Here is a 15,624-nt window from a genome sequence, read left to right as displayed (position 1 = left end):
GTCAGCGCACCCCGGCCACGCGGAACTGGATGGACACCCTGGGCCCGACCCGGGCGCTCGTCTTGGGCACGGCGTGGTCCCAGGTCCGCTGGCAGGCGCCACCCATGACGACGAGGTCACCGTGGCCGAGCGAGACCCGTTGCGAGACACCGCCATCGCGCGGGCGCAGGCAGAGGTGCCTCGCCGAGCCGAGGGAGACGATGGCGATCATCGTGTCCTGCTCGCGGCTGCGGCCGATGCGGTCGCCGTGCCAGGCCACGGAGTCCCGCCCGTCGCGGTAGAGGCACAGCCCCGCGGTGACGAAGGGTTCACCCAGCTCGGTCGCGTAGTGCGCCGAGAGCTGCTCACGCATGTCGGTGAGCAGCGGGTGGGGGAGGCTCTCGCCTGCGGCGTAGAAGCAGGTCAGACGAGGGACGTCGACGACCGAGTCGTACATCCGACGGCGCTCGGCCCGCCACGGGACGTCGTGGAGCAGGGCGTCGAGGACCTCGTCGCTGCCGCACGCCCACCCTGGCAGCAGGTCGACCCACGCCGTGCCGTCGAGGTAGCGCCGATGGCGCCGCTCGAGATCACCGAGCGTGGGGGAGTCGGCGGTGTCGAAGAGCGAGGACTGGAGCTCCTGCATGTTTAGACCATAGCAGTGGGTCGAACAACTGTTCGACAGGTCGTGCGGGTGCGGCGTGGGGTCGGCGCGCTGTCAGGGCGAAGGGAGACAATGGAGCCATGCCCCTCTACCGCGACTCCGGAGTCGTGCTGCGCACCCACAAGCTGGGTGAGGCCGACCGGATCATCACCGTGCTCACACGGGGCCGGGGCAAGATCCGCACGGTGGCCAAGGGGGTGCGCCGCACCAAGTCCAAGTTCGGCGCCCGCCTCGAGCCGGGCATGCACGTCGACCTCCAGTGCTACGAGGGCCGCAACCTCGACACCGTGACGCAGGCCGAGTCGCTCGACCCGTGGGGCGACCAGATCGCGCGCGACTACTCGCGCTGGACCGCAGGCACGGCGATCCTCGAGACGGCTGACCGCCTCAGCGAGGAGCACGAGCCCTCGGTGCAGCAGTACCTCCTGCTCGCCGGAGCCTTGCGGACCCTGGCCCAGGGCGACCACGCCGCCGAGCTCGTCCTCGACGCCTACCTCCTGCGGGCGCTGGCCGTCGCGGGGTGGGCGCCGAGCTTCCACGACTGCGCCCAGTGCGGCGAGCCGGGGCCGCACCGCGCCTTCCACGTCGCCCACGGCGGGGTCCTGTGCCGCAGCTGTCGGGTCCCGGGCTCGTCGGCCCCCGCGACCGAGACCCTCGAGCTCCTCGCTGCGCTGATCGTCGGTGACTGGGTCGTCGCCGACGCCTCCGACCCACGCCATCGACGTGAGGGGTCCGGCCTGACCGCCGCCTACCTCCAGTGGCACCTCGAGCGCGGGGTGCTCTCCCTTCGTCACGTCGACCGCACGACCAGCCACCCCACCCCATCGCAGAGGACCGGATGAGCCGCTACGAGACCCCCTTCGCCCACCCGAGCGGAGCGACGCCGCCGCCGGTGCCCGCCGACCTGGTCCCCGGGCACGTCGCAATCGTCATGGACGGCAACGGCCGCTGGGCCAACCAGCGCGGCCTGCCGCGGACCAAGGGGCACGAGGCCGGCGAGGGCGCGCTGCTCGACGTCGTCGCCGGCTCCCTCGAGATCGGGGTGCAGCACCTGTCGACCTATGCCTTCTCGACGGAAAACTGGCGCCGCTCGCCCGAGGAGGTGCGCTTCCTCATGGGCTTCAACCGCGACGTCATCCGGCGCCGGCGCGACCAGCTGCACGCGTGGGGCGTGCGCATGCGCTGGGTCGGGCGCCGGCCGCGGCTGTGGAGCTCGGTCGTCAAGGAGCTCGAGATCGCCCAGGAGATGACCCGCGACAACGACGCGATGACGCTGTACTTCTGCGTCAACTACGGCGGCCGCGCCGAGATCGTCGACGGGGTGCGGCGCATCGCCGACGACGTCAAGGCCGGCCGGCTCAAGGGCTCGGGCATCGACGAGCGCACCATCGCGCGCTACCTCACCGAGCCGACGATGCCCGACGTCGACCTCTTCCTGCGCAGCTCGGGGGAGCAGCGCACGAGCAACTTCCTGCTGTGGCAGTCGGCCTACGCCGAGATGGTCTTCCAGGACACCCTGTGGCCCGACTACGACCGCCGCCACCTGTGGGAGGCCATCGAGACGTATGCCCGGCGCGAGCGCCGGTACGGCGGAGCGGTGGACGCCCCCACCCCGGGGATCGTCTGAGCGTCACCTACGCTGGCGAGACCGTGCACCGACGCACGGTGAGCCGTCACGGAGAGGTCGCACATGTGTCGAGTCCTTGCCTACATCGGGCCGGAGACCCCGCTGGAGAGCCTGCTGCTCACGCCGGACAACAGCCTGATCAACCAGGCGCTCGACCCGGAGCGTCACCCCGAGCTGCAGCTCGCGGGGTGGGGCTTCGGCGCGTGGGGTGACCACCTGCTCAAGCCCGACGAGCCACTCATCTACCGCCGGCCGATGGCGGCCTTCTACGACGACAACGCCGCAAGTATCATCCCCAGCCTCGAGGCCAACACCCTCCTCGCGCACGTGCGGGCGGCGGCCTACGACTCCCAGGTCGTCCTGGCCGACGAGAACTGCCACCCCTTCTTCTTCGAGGGCGCGCCGTGGCTCGTCGCGCAGAACGGCTACCTGCCGGGCTGGCAGATCCTGCAGCGCGAGCTGCTGCAGCACTGCATGGACGAGTTCCTCCAGCAGATGCGCGGCACGACCGACACCGAGTTCCTCGCCGTGCTCCTGCTGTCCTTGCTCGAGGGTGAGAGCGACGAGGACGTCCAGCGTGCCGTCGAGCGACTGGTCCGACTCGTGGCCGATGCCATGGAGACCCTGCAGCTCCCGGGCCTGACCAAGCTCAAGATGGCCCTGGTCTCGCCGGGACGCATCATCGGGATCAACTGGGGTCTCGGGCACCACGGCGAGGTGGACCCGCCGGGAGACTGGCGCGAGCTGCGCAAGGCTCCCGCAGGCAGCGACGACTTCGACCTCGGGATGCTCCTCGAGCCGATGTACCTGCTGCTGGGACGCAACTTCGAGCAGGCTGAGGGAACCTACGGCTTCGAGGAGTGCACCGAGGAGGACGCCACCGCGGCCGTCTTCGCCTCCGAGCCCCTCACCGAGGACGGCGAGGGCTGGCTGCCGCTGGAGTACGGCTCGATGATGTTCCTCGCGAAGCAGGAGGACGGGCGCATCACCCGGTCGGTCCGCGGGCTCGCCCTGCCCGGCGCGCCGTAGCCGGATCGCCTAGCCGCAGTCCCCGCAGCGGCCGAAGAGCTCGAGGGTGTGCGACACGTCGGTGAAGCCGTGCTCGGCGCTCACCTTGTCGGCCCACCGCTCGACCGCCGGGCCCTCGACCTCGACGGTGCGGCCGCAGTCGCGGCAGACGAGGTGGTGGTGGTGCCCGGTGCTGCAGCGGCGGTAGACGATCTCCCCGTCGTCGGTGCGAAGGGAGTCCAGCGCCTCTTCGTCGACCATCGCCTGCAGGGTCCGGTAGACGGTCGCCAGACCGATCTTGTCGCCGCCGGCGACGAGGCTCGCGTGGACCTCCTGCGCCGAGCGGAACTCGTCGGACCGGTCGACGTCGGCCTCGATCGCCGTGCGCTGGCGGGTGGGGCGGCGGGTGCGGGTGTCGGTCATCGGGGGCTCCCTTCGAGGGTGGGGTCTGCGCGGTCGGGGGTGTGCTCGTCCCAGTGGTCGCCGTGGCGGGCGTGCCGGTGCCCGTCGTGCAGGTAGTCGACGTGGTCGCCGTGCAGGACGACCTCGTGACCGCAGTCCTCCCAGTGCACGTGCTCGTGCGCCTCGGCGGTGCGGTGCCGTCGGTGGCCGAGGGCCCGCACGAGCGTCATGCCCGCAGCGGCGACGACGAAGACGGCGATGGCCAGCAGGACGATCGTCGCGCCCGAGGGGGTGTCGGCGTAGAAGCTCGTGACGACGCCGCCGACGCTCGTCAGCGTGCCGACGAGCACCGCCCAGACCAGGCTCCCGCGGAAGGAACGTCCGAGGTACTGGCCGGTGGCATTGGGCAGGATCATCAGGGCGCTGATGAGCAGCAGCCCGATGACCCGCATCGAGATGACGACGGTGACGCCGGTGAGCACGGCGAGCAGGATGTTGGTGGCGAGCACGGGCAGGCCCGAGGCGCGGGCGTACTCGTCGTCCTGGGCGACGGCGAAGAGCCGCTCGCGCAGGACGATCACCGTGACGACCACGACCGCCGCGAGCACGGCGAACTGGACGAGGTCGCTGGGCGAGACGGTCGTCAGGGCTCCGAAGAGGTAGCCCTGCAGGTTGTTGGCCGACCCGGCGGGGGCCTTGGCGATGATGACCACACCGGCGGCGAGGCCGCCGTAGAACATCACGGCGAGCGCGAGGTCACCACCGGTGCGGCCGAGGTGGCGCAGCAGCTCGATGGCGACCGCCGCGAGGACGACGACGAGGAGGGCGGTGAGCACGGGGGAGGTGCTCGTGAGCACCCCGATGCCGACGCCGGCGAGGGCGACGTGCCCCATGCCGTCGCCGACGAGCGACATGCCCCGCTGCACGAGGAAGACACCCACGAGCGGCGCCGACGCCCCCACGAGCAGGGCGGCGATGAGCGAGTTGCGCATGAAGTCCAGGGCCAGCAGGTCCATCAGCGGTGCCCTCCCGTGGACGTGATGATCGTGGTCGGCACGGTCGAAGGGGGTGGTGCCGCCTCGCCGGAGTGGTGGGTGTGGGCCTCCTCGCCGGCGGCCAGCTCGCCCGGGGCGCAGTCCTGCCGGATGCCGCCGCCCCGCACGACGATCGTGCGGGTGACGATCTCGGCGAGGGCGTCGAGCTCGTGGGTGACGATGATCAGGGTCGCGCCCCGCTCGACGAGGCGGCGCATGACGGCAACGAGCACCGCCTGGTGCCCGCGGTCGACCCCGGCGGTCGGCTCGTCCATGAGGAAGACGTCGGCCCGGCTGGCCAGGGCGCGGGCGATGAGGACCCGGCGTTGCTGGCCGCCCGAGAGGGTGGCGACGTCGTGTGTGGCCAGGTCGGCGAGGCCGACGACCGACAGCGACTCGTGGACGAGGTCGCGCCCGGCGGCGTCGCGGATGCGCCACGGCGCCCACCACGGGGTACGCACGGTGCGGCCCATGGTGACGATCTCGGCGGCGGTGGCCCGCACGGCCGAGGCGAGGGTGTGCCGCTGGGGCACGTAGCCGATCCCGGCGCGCGCGCCGGGGGAGCCGACCTCGTGACCGAGGACCCGCGCACTGCCGGCGTGCAGCTCGGACAGGCCGAGCAGCCCCTTGACCAGGGTCGACTTGCCGGAGCCGTTGGGGCCGAGCACGGCGACGACCTCACCGCGGCGGACGGTGAGGTCGAGGTCGCTGACGATCGTGCGGTCCTCGTAGCCGAAGGCGGCGCCCTCGAGCTCGATGACGGGGGGTGCTCCGGTCATGAGCAGTCCTGCCCCTCACGCACGGTCTCGAGGTTGCTGCGCATGACCGAGACGTAGTCGTCGCCGGCGGACGCGTCGGTGAGCCCCTCGATCGGGTCGAGCACGGCGACCTCGGCGCCCGTCTCGCGGGCGATGGTGTCGGCGGTGTCCTGGGGGACGAGCGTCTCGGCGTACACGGTCGTGATCTTCTCATCCTCGATGTGCTCGACGAGGTCGGCGAGGGCCGTCGGGCTCGGCTCGGCGCCGGGGGCCAGCCCGCTCACCGACTCCTGGTGGAAGCCGTAGCGGTCGGCGAAGTACGCGAAGGCGGAGTGCCCGGTCACCAGGTCGGTGCTCGTGCAGTCGTCGAGCCCGGCCGTGAGGTCCTCGTCCAGAGCTGTGAGCTCGCCGGCGAACTCCTTGGCGTTGGCGCGGTAGTCGGCGGCGTGGTCGGGGTCGGCCTCGGCGAAGCGCTCGCCGAGGGCCTCGACGACGTCGGCGTAGCGCGTCGGGTCGAGCCAGAAGTGCGGGTCGGTGCCGCCGTGATCATGTCCGGCGTGGCCCTCCTCTCCTTTTTCGTGGTCGTGCCCCTCGTGCTCGTCGGTCTCGATGTCCAGGCGGGCGAAGGGGGAGACGTCCATCGCGCTGTCGCCGGCCTCCTTGGCCGCGTCGTCGACCGACGGCTGGAAGTCCTTCAGGTAGACGAGGGCATCGGCGCGGGTGGCCTCGAGGACCTGCTTGGGCGTCAGCTCGAGGTCGTGGGGCTCGGCGCCGGGCTTGGTGAGGTTGGTGACGGCGACGTGGTCGCCGCCGATCTGCTCGGCCGCGTGCTGCAGCGGGTAGAAGGAGGTGGCAATCGTGAGCGAGGCGTCACCGTCGGCGGAACCCCCTTCGCCGCCGTCGGCGGAACCGCACCCGGTGAGGGCGAGGACGAGGGCAGAGACGGTGAGGGGAAGGCGGTGGCGCATCGGCATGAGAACGATTCTCAGATGAAATGAGAACCGTTGTCAAACCGTGGGCGAGCTACCGGGGGAAGAGCCGCACGGCCGTCACGCCCACGACCAGGAGAATCACCGCGACGCGCATGAGGCGCTCGCTCGACGTCAGTCGCGGCCAGCTCAGCGCGAGCATCCACGCGAGGAAGAGCACGACGATGCCGAGCGGGATTGCTCCCCAGGGACCGAGGAAGGCGCCGACGAGCACGAGGGCGAAGACGACGACGATCGGCACGGCCGGCGGCAGGCCCGCGATGACACGGGTCAGCGGCAGGCTCGCGCGCTCGAAGGCATTGGTCGCGACGGGCTCGGGGCGGCGGGAGGAGCTGCTGGACACCCCCATAGGGTAAGCGGGCCGATGCGGCTGCTCGGCACGGCGCCGGATAACCTCTCCCACATGGCCAAGCAGACCTCCACCGTGGACACCGTCGTCAACCTCTGCAAGCGCAGGGGCTTCGTCTTCCCGTGCGGTGAGATCTACGGCGGTACCCGCTCCGCGTGGGACTACGGGCCGCTCGGTGTCGAGCTGAAGGAGAACATCAAGCGTCAGTGGTGGCGCTCGATGGTCACCGGCCGCGACGACGTCGTCGGCCTCGACTCCTCGATCATCCTGCCGCGGGAGACCTGGGTCGCCTCGGGGCACGTCGGCACCTTCACCGACCCGCTCACCGAGTGCCTCAACTGCCACAAGCGCCACCGCCAGGACCACCTGCAGGAGGCCGTGGCCGACAAGGCGGCGAAGAAGGGTGAGGAGATCGACCCCGACTCGATCCCGATGAGCGAGATCGTCTGCCCCGACTGCGGCACGCGCGGCCAGTGGACCGAGGCCCGCGAGTTCAACATGATGCTCAAGACCTACCTTGGGGTCATCGAGGACGAGTCCGGGCTGCACTACCTGCGGCCCGAGACCGCTCAGGGCATCTTCATCAACTTCAACAACGTCCTGCAGACCTCGCGCAAGAAGCCACCCTTCGGCATCGCGCAGACCGGCAAGTCCTTCCGCAACGAGATCACGCCGGGCAACTTCATCTTCCGCACCCGCGAGTTCGAGCAGATGGAGATGGAGTTCTTCGTCAAGCCGGGTGAGGACGAGGAGTGGCACCAGTACTGGATCGACGAGCGCACCCGCTGGTACACGGACCTGGGCATCAACCCCGACAACCTGCGCCACTTCGAGCACCCGCAGGACAAGCTGAGCCACTACTCCAAGCGCACCGTCGACATCGAGTACCGCTTCAACTTCGCGGGCAGCGAGTGGGGCGAGCTCGAGGGCATCGCCAACCGCACCGACTTCGACCTGACGAGCCACAGCCAGCACTCGGGCACCGACCTGAGCTTCTTCGACCAGGCCAACAACGAGCGCTACACCCCCTACGTCATCGAGCCGGCGGCCGGTCTGTCCCGCTCGATCATGACCTTCCTCGTCGACGCCTACGCCGAGGACGAGGCCCCCAACTCCAAGGGCGGCGTCGACAAGCGCACCGTCCTGCGTCTCGACCACCGGCTCGCGCCGGTCAAGGCGGCCGTGCTGCCGCTGTCGCGCAATGCCGACCTGTCGCCCAAGGCGCGCGACCTGGCGGCGCAGCTGCGCAGGAGCTGGAACGTCGACTTCGACGACTCGCAGGCCATCGGCAAGCGCTACCGCCGCCAGGACGAGATCGGCACGCCCTACTGCATCACCGTCGACTTCGACACCCTCGAGGACAACGCGGTGACGATCCGCGAGCGCGACACCATGGCGCAGGAGCGGGTCTCGATCGACCAGGTCGAGGCGTGGCTCGCGCCGAGGCTGCTCGGGTCCTGACGTCATGACCCGGGCGGGAGCGCCGATCCGGCTGCTGCTCGTCCACGGCAGCCGGCTCAACTCCGCCTCCTGGATCCCCCTCGAGGAGGCCCTCCTCGGGCGGGTCGTCTGCCACCACGTCGACCTGCCCGGGCACGGCCTCGCGACCGAGCTGCCCTTCACGATGGAGGGTGCGCTCGAGGCCGTGAGCGGCGGCGTGGCCGAGCTCGACCCCGGTCGTCACCGGGTCGTGCTCGCCGGCCACAGCCTGGGCGGCTACGTGGCGATGGAGTGGGCGGCGCAGCACCACATGGTCCTGTCCGGGCTCGTGCTCATGGGCTCGACGGCCCAGCCGAGCTCTCGGCTCGCGGGCGTCTACCGGGCGATGGGGTCCGCGCTGCGGGCCGGGCTCGGCGACGAGCGCCGGGCCTCGCAGATCCGCGAGACCGATGCGGCGTCGCTGCGCCGCATCATCGGTGACCGCACGGCCGACGCGGTGCTCGAGCGCGGCCCTGGCCTTGCGGCGATCCCCGACGCCTGGGATGCCGTGATCGACGAGGTCGACCTGAGATCACTCACCGAGGTCGACGTGCCGATCCTCGCGATCAACGGCGAGTTCGACCAGTTCCGGGTGGGCGAAGGGAGGGCCCGTCGCCTGCGTCAGGACCTCGAGATCGTCCACGTGCCCGGTGCCACGCACTTCGCGCCGATGACCCACCCGTCGCCGGTGGCCCGGGCGATCGCGGAGTTCGTGTCGGGCCTGCCGGCCTGAACCCGCCGAAGGATCTGCATTGCCCTACGGCAATGAAGGATCTGTATTGCCGTAGGGCAATGCGGAGTGGGCGGGGGGTCAGGCGCCGGTGGCGATCGGGCGGCTCGGGTCGGTGATCCACTCGCTCCAGCTGCCGACGTAGACATCGGCGTCGACGCCGGCCTCGTGCAGGGCGAGGGCGGTGTGGGCCGCGGTGATGCCCGAGCCGCAGTAGGTGCCGACGACGGTCACCTCGTCGATGTCCTCGCGGGCGAAGCGCTCGCGCAGCTCGCGCGCCGGCCGCAGCCGCCCGTCGGGCTGCACGAGGTCGCTCATCGGCACGTTGACCGCGCCGGGGATGTGGCCCGCGACCGGGTCGATCGGCTCCTCCTCGCCGCGATAGCGCTCCGGCGAGCGGGCGTCGACGAGCACCCCGAGCTTGGCCGTGGCGACGGCGTCCTCGGCGTCGAGCGCCACGAGCTGGTCGGCCTCGAGGTGGACCGCGCCCGGCTCCGGGCTCACCGGCTCGGTGACCACGGTGCCGCCGGCGGCACGCCACGCGGCCAGCCCGCCGTCGAGGACGCGCACGTCCTCGACCCCGGCCCACCGCAGGACCCACCACGCCCGGGCGGCGCCGAGCGAGGTGCCCTGGTCGTAGACGACGACGCGCGAGTCGTCGTCGAGACCGGCCGCGCGCAGGCCGGCCTGCAGCGTCTCCACGTCGGGCAGGGGGTGCCGCCCCCCTTCGCCCGCGGGGCCGGCGAGGACCGTGTCGAGGTCGACGAAGGGAGCGCCCGGCACGTGGCCCCCGGTGTACAGGCGGGGCCCGTCGCCGGTGAGCGTGTACTGGACGTCGAGGACGAGCAGGTCCTCCTCGTCGATCTCGTGCAGCAGGTCGTCGGCGGTGATCAGGGCGGTCATGCGGGCTCCTCGGGGTCGTGGGGCAGGGTCTGGATCGGGACCTCGTAGTCACCGAAGTCGTCGTAGGCGCGCGGGTCCTCGCGCGGCTCGATGTGGGTCGTCACCGTGAGGTCGTCGAACTCGTCCTCGAGCGCGCGCTCGATCCCCTCGACGATGTCGTGGGCGCGGCGCACGGACCAGGCGCCGGGGACCAGGACGTGCATCTCGGCGAAGGACAGGTGGCCGGCACCCCGGGTGCGCAGGCCGTGGATGTCGACCTCGTCGGTACGGTGCCGGGAGAGCGCGTCGGCGATGCGGGCATTGGTCTCCGGGTCGAGCGCCTCGTCCATGAGGCCGCGGCCGGACTCGCTGACGAGCTTCCACCCGGTCCAGATGATGTTGGCCCCGACGAGCAGGGCGACGACCGGGTCGAGCCGGTCGATGCCGGTGACGACGACGAGGAGCACGCCGACGACGACCCCGACGGAGGTCCACACGTCGGTGAGCAGGTGCTGACCGTCGGCCCGCAGGGTGATCGAGTGGTGGCGGCGGCCGGCGCGCAGAAGCACCCACGCCACCGCGCCGTTGATGACCGACGCGATGACCGAGATCGCCAGACCAACGCCGGCCTGCTCGACGGGCTGCGGGTCGAGCAAGCGACCGATCGACTGCCAGATGATGAAGCTCGCGGCGACGAAGATCATCCCGCCCTCGATCGCCGCGGAGAAGTACTCCGCCTTGCTGTGGCCGAAGTGGTGGTTGTCATCCGCAGATCGAGCCGCGACCCGCAGGGCGACGAGCGCGGCCACGGCCGCGACGAGGTTGACGATCGACTCGGCGGCGTCGGCGAGCAGGCCGACCGAGCCGGTGACCCACCAGGCGCCGGTCTTCAGTGCGATCGTCGCGAGGGCCGCGGCGATCGAGAGCCAGGCGAACCTCTCCAGACGGCTGCGCGATGAGGAGGCTCGGGTGGTCACGCCCACGATTGTCCCTGCTGGCCTCGCCGGTGCGACACTGGGAGGCGCGATGACGTCCTCCACTCTTGCCCCCACCACCCCGGCGACCACGGGGGAGCGCGTGCTGCCTCCCCTTCGCATCGGCCGGCACGTCATCGACTCGCCGGTCGTCCTGGCACCGATGGCCGGCATCACCAACCGCGCCTTCCGTCGACTGTGCCGCGAGGCCGGCGACGCCGGGCTCGCCGCGAGCGGGCTCACCGGCGCGAGCAGCCTCTACGTCAACGAGATGGTGACGTCGCGGGCGCTCGTCGAGCGCACCCCGGAGTCGATGCGCCTCATCGAGCACGACGAGGACGAGCGGCCGCGCAGCGTGCAGCTCTACAGCGTCGACCCGGCGACGACCGGGGCGGCCGTGCGCATGCTCGTCACCGAGGACCGGGCCGACCACATCGACCTCAACTTCGGCTGCCCGGTGCCCAAGGTGACCCGCAAGGGCGGGGGAGCTGCGCTGCCGTGGAAGCGCGACCTCTTCCGCGGGATCGTCTCGGCTGCCGTCACCGAGGCCGCCCGGGCCGACGTGCCGGTCACGGTCAAGATGCGCAAGGGCATCGACGACGAGCACCTGACCTATCTCGAGGCGGCGCAGGCCGCGGTCGAGGAGGGGGTCGCCGCGGTCGCCCTGCACGGCCGGACCGCGAGCCAGGCCTACTCGGGCCACGCCGACTGGTCGGCGATCAAGCTGCTCAAGGAGACGATCACCTCGGTGCCGGTCCTCGGCAACGGCGACATCTGGTCGGCCGAGGACGCCCTGGCGATGGTCGAGCAGACCGGCTGCGACGGCGTCGTCGTCGGTCGCGGCTGCCTCGGTCGGCCGTGGCTCTTCGCCGACCTCGCAGCCGCCTTCGCCGGGGCCGAAGTGCGCGTGACACCGACGCTGGGTGAGGTGACGGCCACGCTGCGCCGGCACGCCGAGCTGCTCACCGACTTCTACGCCGGCGACGAGCTGCGGGCCTGCCGCGACATCCGCAAGCACATCGCCTGGTACCTCAAGGGCTTCCCCGCCGGGTCGACGGTGCGCAACCAGCTCGCGCTCGTCGACTCGCTCGCCGCCCTCGACCGGCTCATCGAGACGATGGACCCGACGAGCCCGTGGCCCGGCGCTGCCGCCGAGGGTCAGCGTGGTCGGGCCGGGTCCTCGCGCGTCGTGGCGCTGCCGGAGAACTGGCTCGCCTCCCGCGAGCTCGACGAGGACCAGCGGGCGCAGGTCGCCGCCGCCGAGCAGTCCGTCGCCGACGGCGGCTGACCCTCACTCCACGACGACGAGCAGGTCGCCCCCTTCGACCTGCTGGCGCGCGCCGACCGCGAGCCGGCGCACCGTGCCCGCGACGGGGGTCGTGATGCCGGCCTCCATCTTCATCGCCTCGATCGTCGCGACGGTGGCGCCCGCCTCGACCTCGTCGCCCTCGGCGACCTGGACCGTGACGACCCCGGCGAAGGGGGCCGCGACCTGACCGGAGGCGCCCGGGTCGGCCTTCTCGGCCGCGACGACCTCCGCGTCGACGCCGCGGTCGCGGACCTGGACGGGGCGCAGCTGACCGTTGACCGTCCCCATGACGGTGCGCATGCCGTGCTCGTCGGGCTCGCTCACCGAGCTCAGGCCGATCGTCAGGGTCTTGCCCGGCTCGATCTCGACCTCGTCGTCGCGCCCCTGCTCCAGGCCGTGGAGGAAGAGGCCGGTGTCGAGCACCGAGGTGTCGCCGAAGCTCGCCCGGGCGGTGCGCATCTCCTGGGTCGGGCCGGGGAAGAGCAGCTCGTTGAGCGTCTCGCGCGGGGCGTCGCGCAGGGCCTGCTCCTGCTCGGGGGTGAGATCGGCGGTCGGCGGGTGCTCGCGGCGGCCCTCGAGCGCCTTGCTGCGGAAGGGCTCAGGCCACCCGCCGGGCGGGTCGCCGAGGTCGCCGCGGAGGAACCCGATGACCGAGTCGGGGATGTCGAAGCGGGCCGGGTCGGCCTCGAACTGCGCCGGGTCGGCGCCCAGGCCGACGAGGGAGAGCGCGAGGTCGCCGACGACCTTGCTGCTCGGCGTCACCTTGACGATGTGGCCGAGCATCGCGTCGGCGGCCGCGTACATGTCCTCGACCTCCTCGAAGCGCTCGCCGAGGCCGAGGGCGATCGCCTGCTGGCGCAGGTTGGACAGCTGCCCGCCGGGAATCTCGTGCCGGTAGACGCGGCCGGTGGGGGAGGCCAGCCCGGACTCGAAGGGCGCGTAGAGGCGCCGCACGCCCTCCCAGTAGGGCTCGAGCGCGAAGACCTGCTCGATGTCCAGGCCGGTCGGCCGGTCGGTACCGTCGGTCGCCGCGACGAGGGCGGACAGCGAGGGCTGCGAGGTGGTGCCGGCCATCGTCGCGCTCGCCGCGTCGACGGCATCGACGCCGGCCCCGATCGCCGCGAGGAGGGTGCCGATCTGGCCGCCCGCGGTGTCGTGGGTGTGCAGGTGCACCGGGAGGTCGAACCGGTCGCGCAGCGCGGTCACGAGTCGGGCCGCCGCGGGGGCGCGCAGCAGCCCGGCCATGTCCTTGATCGCCAAGACGTGCGCGCCGGCGTCGACGATCCGTTCGGCGAGGCGCAGGTAGTAGTCGAGCGTGTAGATCTCCTCGCCCGGGTCGAGGAGGTTGCCGGTGTAGCACAGGGCGACCTCGGCGACCGCGGTGTCGGTCGCGAGCACCGACTCGATCGCGGGGCGCATCTGGTCGACGTCGTTGAGCGCGTCGAAGATGCGGAAGATCGACAGGCCGCTGCGGGCGGCCTCGGCGACGAAGGCGTCGGTGACGCTCGTCGGGTAGGGCGTGTAGCCGACGGTGTTGCGCCCGCGCAGGAGCATCTGGAGGGCGACGTTGGGCATCGCCTCGTGCAGGGCCGAGAGCCGCTCCCAGGGGTCCTCGTGGAGGAAGCGCAGGGCGACGTCGTAGGTCGCGCCGCCCCAGGCCTCGACGGACAGCAGCTGCGGGGTGAGCCGGGAGACGTGCTCGGCGACGTGGAGCAGGTCGCGGGTGCGCACGCGGGTGGCGAGCAGCGACTGGTGGGCGTCGCGGAAGGTCGTGTCGGTCACCGGGACGTCGGTGCGGGAGCGCAGGTCGGCGGCGAAGCCGGCGGGGCCAAGCCGCAGGAGGCGGTCACGGCTGCCCTCGGGGCGCTCGCCCTGCGGCAGCTGCGGCAGCTTGGTCCTCGGGCGCAGGTCGCTCGTGCGCGGGCCGTGCGGCTGGTTGACCGTGACGTCGGCGAGGTAGGTGAGCAGCTTGGTCGCCCGGTCCTTGCCCGTCGGGGCCTCGAGCAGCTCGGGGCGCTCGTCGATGAAGCTCGTCGTGACCCGGCCGGCCTGGAAGTCGGGGTCGGCGAGCACCGCCTCGAGGAAGGGGAGGTTGGTCGCGACCCCGCGGACGCGGAACTCGGCGAGCGCCCGTCGGGCCCGGCGGACCGCGAGCGGGAAGGTGCGGGCGCGGCAGGTGAGCTTGACGAGCATCGAGTCGAAGTGGGCGCTCACCTCGGCCCCGACGAAGGTCGTGCCGCCGTCGAGGCGCACCCCGGAGCCGCCGGCGGAGCGGTAGGCGGAGATCGTGCCCGAGTCGGGGCGGAACCCGTTGGCCGGGTCCTCGGTCGTGATCCGGCACTGCAGGGCGAAGCCGTGCGTGCCGATGTCCTCCTGGCGCATGCCGAGCTCAGCGAGGGTCGCGCCGGCCGCGATCCGCAGCTGCATGACGACGAGGTCGACCTCGGTGACCTCCTCGGTCACGGTGTGCTCGACCTGGATGCGCGGGTTCATCTCGATGAAGACGTAGCGGCCGTCCTCTCCGAGGAGGAACTCGACGGTGCCGGCGTTGACGTAGCCGATGGACTTCGCGAAACGCACCGCGTCGGCGCACATCCGCTCGCGCAGGTCGGGATCGAGGTTGGGCGCCGGGGCGATCTCGACGACCTTCTGGTGGCGCCGCTGCACCGAGCAGTCCCGCTCGAAGAAGTGGAGGACCTCACCGCTGGCGTCACCGACGACCTGGACCTCGATGTGCCGCGGGTTGACGACCGCCTCCTCGAGGTAGAGGGTCGGGTCGCCGAAGGCCGACTCCGCCTCGCGCTGGGCGGCCTCGAGGGCCCCGCGCAGGTCCTCCCGGCGCTCGACGCGCCGCATGCCGCGGCCACCGCCGCCGCTCACCGCCTTGACGAAGACGGGGAACCCGATCTCCTCCGCGGCGCGCTCGAGGGCGTCGAGGTCGGTCGTCGCCTCGGCGCCGTCGAGGGTCGGCAGGCCGGCCTCCTTCGCCGCGGCGATCGCGCGGGCCTTGTTGCCGGTGAGCTCGAGGACCTCGGCCGGGGGACCGATGAAGGTGATGCCGTGGCGCGCGCACTCCTCGGCGAGCTGGGGGTTCTCGGAGAGGAACCCGTAGCCCGGGTAGATCGCGTCGACGTCGGCCTCGCGGGCCACCCGCACGATCTCCTCGGGGTCGAGGTAGGCACGGACCGGGTGGCCCTCCTCGCCGATGACGTAGGCCTCGTCGGCCTTCATCCGGTGCTCGGAGAGGCGGTCCTCGACCGGGTAGACGGCGACGGTCGTCGCGTCGACCTCGGTGGCCGCGCGGAAGGCGCGGATGGCGATCTCGCCTCGGTTGGCGACGAGGATCTTGCGGAACATGGGAGCCTCCGGGGTGTGTCGGCCATGGGTCGTGACAACGCTAGCCGCGATGCCGCTCCAGGCGCAGGGTGTGTTCCGCAAGC

General features: G+C 71.8%; 15 protein-coding genes. 6 read left to right on the top strand and 9 right to left on the bottom strand.

Annotation, left to right across the window (positions count from 1 at the left end):
* Nucleotide 1 precedes the first annotated feature (1 nt).
* Nucleotides 2-625: an alpha-ketoglutarate-dependent dioxygenase AlkB gene (locus NYE39_RS04660; protein WP_341011944.1), complete on the bottom strand. Its 624-nt coding sequence runs from the start codon at nt 623-625 to the stop codon at nt 2-4.
* Nucleotides 626-723: 98 nt separating this feature from the next.
* On the opposite strand from NYE39_RS04660, the gene recO reads away from it, so the two are divergent.
* The 3 genes from recO to NYE39_RS04645 all read left to right on the top strand — a co-directional run bounded on the left by recO (nt 724) and on the right by NYE39_RS04645 (nt 3,299).
* Complete coding sequence (gene recO / locus NYE39_RS04655) at nt 724-1,485, top strand: DNA repair protein RecO (RefSeq protein ID WP_341011943.1); 762 nt, start codon at nt 724-726, stop codon at nt 1,483-1,485.
* Complete coding sequence (locus NYE39_RS04650; RefSeq protein ID WP_341011942.1) at nt 1,482-2,270, top strand: isoprenyl transferase; 789 nt, start codon at nt 1,482-1,484, stop codon at nt 2,268-2,270. The genes recO and NYE39_RS04650 overlap by 4 nt, the downstream gene beginning before the upstream one ends.
* 63 nt (nt 2,271-2,333) lie before the next feature.
* Nucleotides 2,334-3,299, top strand: coding sequence for a class II glutamine amidotransferase (locus NYE39_RS04645; protein WP_341011941.1), 966 nt, complete (start codon nt 2,334-2,336; stop codon nt 3,297-3,299).
* Nucleotides 3,300-3,308: 9 nt separating this feature from the next.
* On the opposite strand, the gene NYE39_RS04640 is transcribed toward NYE39_RS04645, so the two are convergent.
* The 5 genes from NYE39_RS04640 to NYE39_RS04620 are packed head-to-tail and all read right to left on the bottom strand — an operon-like array spanning nt 3,309 to nt 6,804.
* Nucleotides 3,309-3,701: a Fur family transcriptional regulator gene (locus tag NYE39_RS04640; protein WP_341011940.1), complete on the bottom strand. Its 393-nt coding sequence runs from the start codon at nt 3,699-3,701 to the stop codon at nt 3,309-3,311.
* Nucleotides 3,698-4,699 carry a metal ABC transporter permease gene (locus NYE39_RS04635; protein WP_341013359.1) on the bottom strand — a complete coding sequence of 334 codons (1,002 nt, stop codon included), beginning with the start codon at nt 4,697-4,699 and terminating at the stop codon, nt 3,698-3,700. The genes NYE39_RS04640 and NYE39_RS04635 overlap by 4 nt, the downstream gene beginning before the upstream one ends.
* Complete coding sequence (locus NYE39_RS04630) at nt 4,696-5,493, bottom strand: metal ABC transporter ATP-binding protein (protein WP_341011939.1); 798 nt, start codon at nt 5,491-5,493, stop codon at nt 4,696-4,698. Before NYE39_RS04630 ends, NYE39_RS04635 begins: the two co-directional genes overlap by 4 nt.
* Nucleotides 5,490-6,446, bottom strand: coding sequence for a metal ABC transporter substrate-binding protein (locus NYE39_RS04625; protein ID WP_341011938.1), 957 nt, complete (start codon nt 6,444-6,446; stop codon nt 5,490-5,492). Before NYE39_RS04625 ends, NYE39_RS04630 begins: the two co-directional genes overlap by 4 nt.
* A 49-nt stretch (nt 6,447-6,495) precedes the next feature.
* Nucleotides 6,496-6,804 carry a DUF6703 family protein gene (locus NYE39_RS04620; RefSeq protein WP_072624887.1) on the bottom strand — a complete coding sequence of 103 codons (309 nt, stop codon included), beginning with the start codon at nt 6,802-6,804 and terminating at the stop codon, nt 6,496-6,498.
* 60 nt (nt 6,805-6,864) lie between these two features.
* On the opposite strand from NYE39_RS04620, the gene NYE39_RS04615 reads away from it, so the two are divergent.
* The gene (locus tag NYE39_RS04615; RefSeq protein ID WP_341011937.1) at nt 6,865-8,271 is read left to right on the top strand and encodes a glycine--tRNA ligase; all 1,407 of its coding nucleotides are present in this window, start codon (nt 6,865-6,867) and stop codon (nt 8,269-8,271) included.
* 4 nt (nt 8,272-8,275) lie between these two features.
* Entirely contained in the window at nt 8,276-9,022 is a 747-nt protein-coding gene (locus NYE39_RS04610; RefSeq protein WP_341011936.1) for an alpha/beta fold hydrolase, read from the top strand.
* A gap of 78 nt (nt 9,023-9,100) precedes the next feature.
* Here the strand turns inward: NYE39_RS04610 and NYE39_RS04605 are convergent, their stop codons facing one another.
* Nucleotides 9,101-9,922, bottom strand: coding sequence for a sulfurtransferase (locus tag NYE39_RS04605; protein WP_341011935.1), 822 nt, complete (start codon nt 9,920-9,922; stop codon nt 9,101-9,103).
* On the bottom strand, nt 9,919-10,878 hold the full coding sequence (locus NYE39_RS04600; protein ID WP_084451340.1) for a cation diffusion facilitator family transporter: 960 nt from the start codon (nt 10,876-10,878) through the stop codon (nt 9,919-9,921). Before NYE39_RS04600 ends, NYE39_RS04605 begins: the two co-directional genes overlap by 4 nt.
* Before the next feature lie 49 nt (nt 10,879-10,927).
* Here NYE39_RS04600 and dusB point away from each other — a divergent pair, with 49 nt between their 5' ends.
* Nucleotides 10,928-12,163, top strand: coding sequence for a tRNA dihydrouridine synthase DusB (gene dusB, locus NYE39_RS04595; protein ID WP_341011934.1), 1,236 nt, complete (start codon nt 10,928-10,930; stop codon nt 12,161-12,163).
* A gap of 3 nt (nt 12,164-12,166) precedes the next feature.
* Here dusB and NYE39_RS04590 read toward each other — a convergent pair whose 3' ends face one another.
* Nucleotides 12,167-15,541: a pyruvate carboxylase gene (locus tag NYE39_RS04590; protein ID WP_341011933.1), complete on the bottom strand. Its 3,375-nt coding sequence runs from the start codon at nt 15,539-15,541 to the stop codon at nt 12,167-12,169.
* Nucleotides 15,542-15,624 lie beyond the last annotated feature (83 nt).

It is taken from the genome of Janibacter sp. FSL W8-0316, from assembly GCF_038004165.1.
Taxonomy (GTDB): Bacteria; Actinomycetota; Actinomycetes; order Actinomycetales; family Dermatophilaceae; genus Janibacter; species Janibacter indicus.
Note: the sequence above shows the minus strand (reverse complement) of the source record. Positions and strands in the feature narration are given on the sequence as shown.

What these genes read in the sequence shown, in the direction of transcription:
- NYE39_RS04660 (WP_341011944.1), bottom strand. Translation starts at nt 625, where the DNA reads ATGCAGGAGCTCCAGTCCTCGCTCTTCGACACCGCCGACTCCCCCACG.
- recO (WP_341011943.1), top strand. Translation starts at nt 724, where the DNA reads ATGCCCCTCTACCGCGACTCCGGAGTCGTGCTGCGCACCCACAAGCTG.
- NYE39_RS04650 (WP_341011942.1), top strand. Translation starts at nt 1,482, where the DNA reads ATGAGCCGCTACGAGACCCCCTTCGCCCACCCGAGCGGAGCGACGCCG.
- NYE39_RS04645 (WP_341011941.1), top strand. Translation starts at nt 2,334, where the DNA reads ATGTGTCGAGTCCTTGCCTACATCGGGCCGGAGACCCCGCTGGAGAGC.
- NYE39_RS04640 (WP_341011940.1), bottom strand. Translation starts at nt 3,701, where the DNA reads ATGACCGACACCCGCACCCGCCGCCCCACCCGCCAGCGCACGGCGATC.
- NYE39_RS04630 (WP_341011939.1), bottom strand. Translation starts at nt 5,493, where the DNA reads ATGACCGGAGCACCCCCCGTCATCGAGCTCGAGGGCGCCGCCTTCGGC.
- NYE39_RS04625 (WP_341011938.1), bottom strand. Translation starts at nt 6,446, where the DNA reads ATGCCGATGCGCCACCGCCTTCCCCTCACCGTCTCTGCCCTCGTCCTC.
- NYE39_RS04615 (WP_341011937.1), top strand. Translation starts at nt 6,865, where the DNA reads ATGGCCAAGCAGACCTCCACCGTGGACACCGTCGTCAACCTCTGCAAG.
- NYE39_RS04610 (WP_341011936.1), top strand. Translation starts at nt 8,276, where the DNA reads ATGACCCGGGCGGGAGCGCCGATCCGGCTGCTGCTCGTCCACGGCAGC.
- NYE39_RS04605 (WP_341011935.1), bottom strand. Translation starts at nt 9,922, where the DNA reads ATGACCGCCCTGATCACCGCCGACGACCTGCTGCACGAGATCGACGAG.
- dusB (WP_341011934.1), top strand. Translation starts at nt 10,928, where the DNA reads ATGACGTCCTCCACTCTTGCCCCCACCACCCCGGCGACCACGGGGGAG.
- NYE39_RS04590 (WP_341011933.1), bottom strand. Translation starts at nt 15,541, where the DNA reads ATGTTCCGCAAGATCCTCGTCGCCAACCGAGGCGAGATCGCCATCCGC.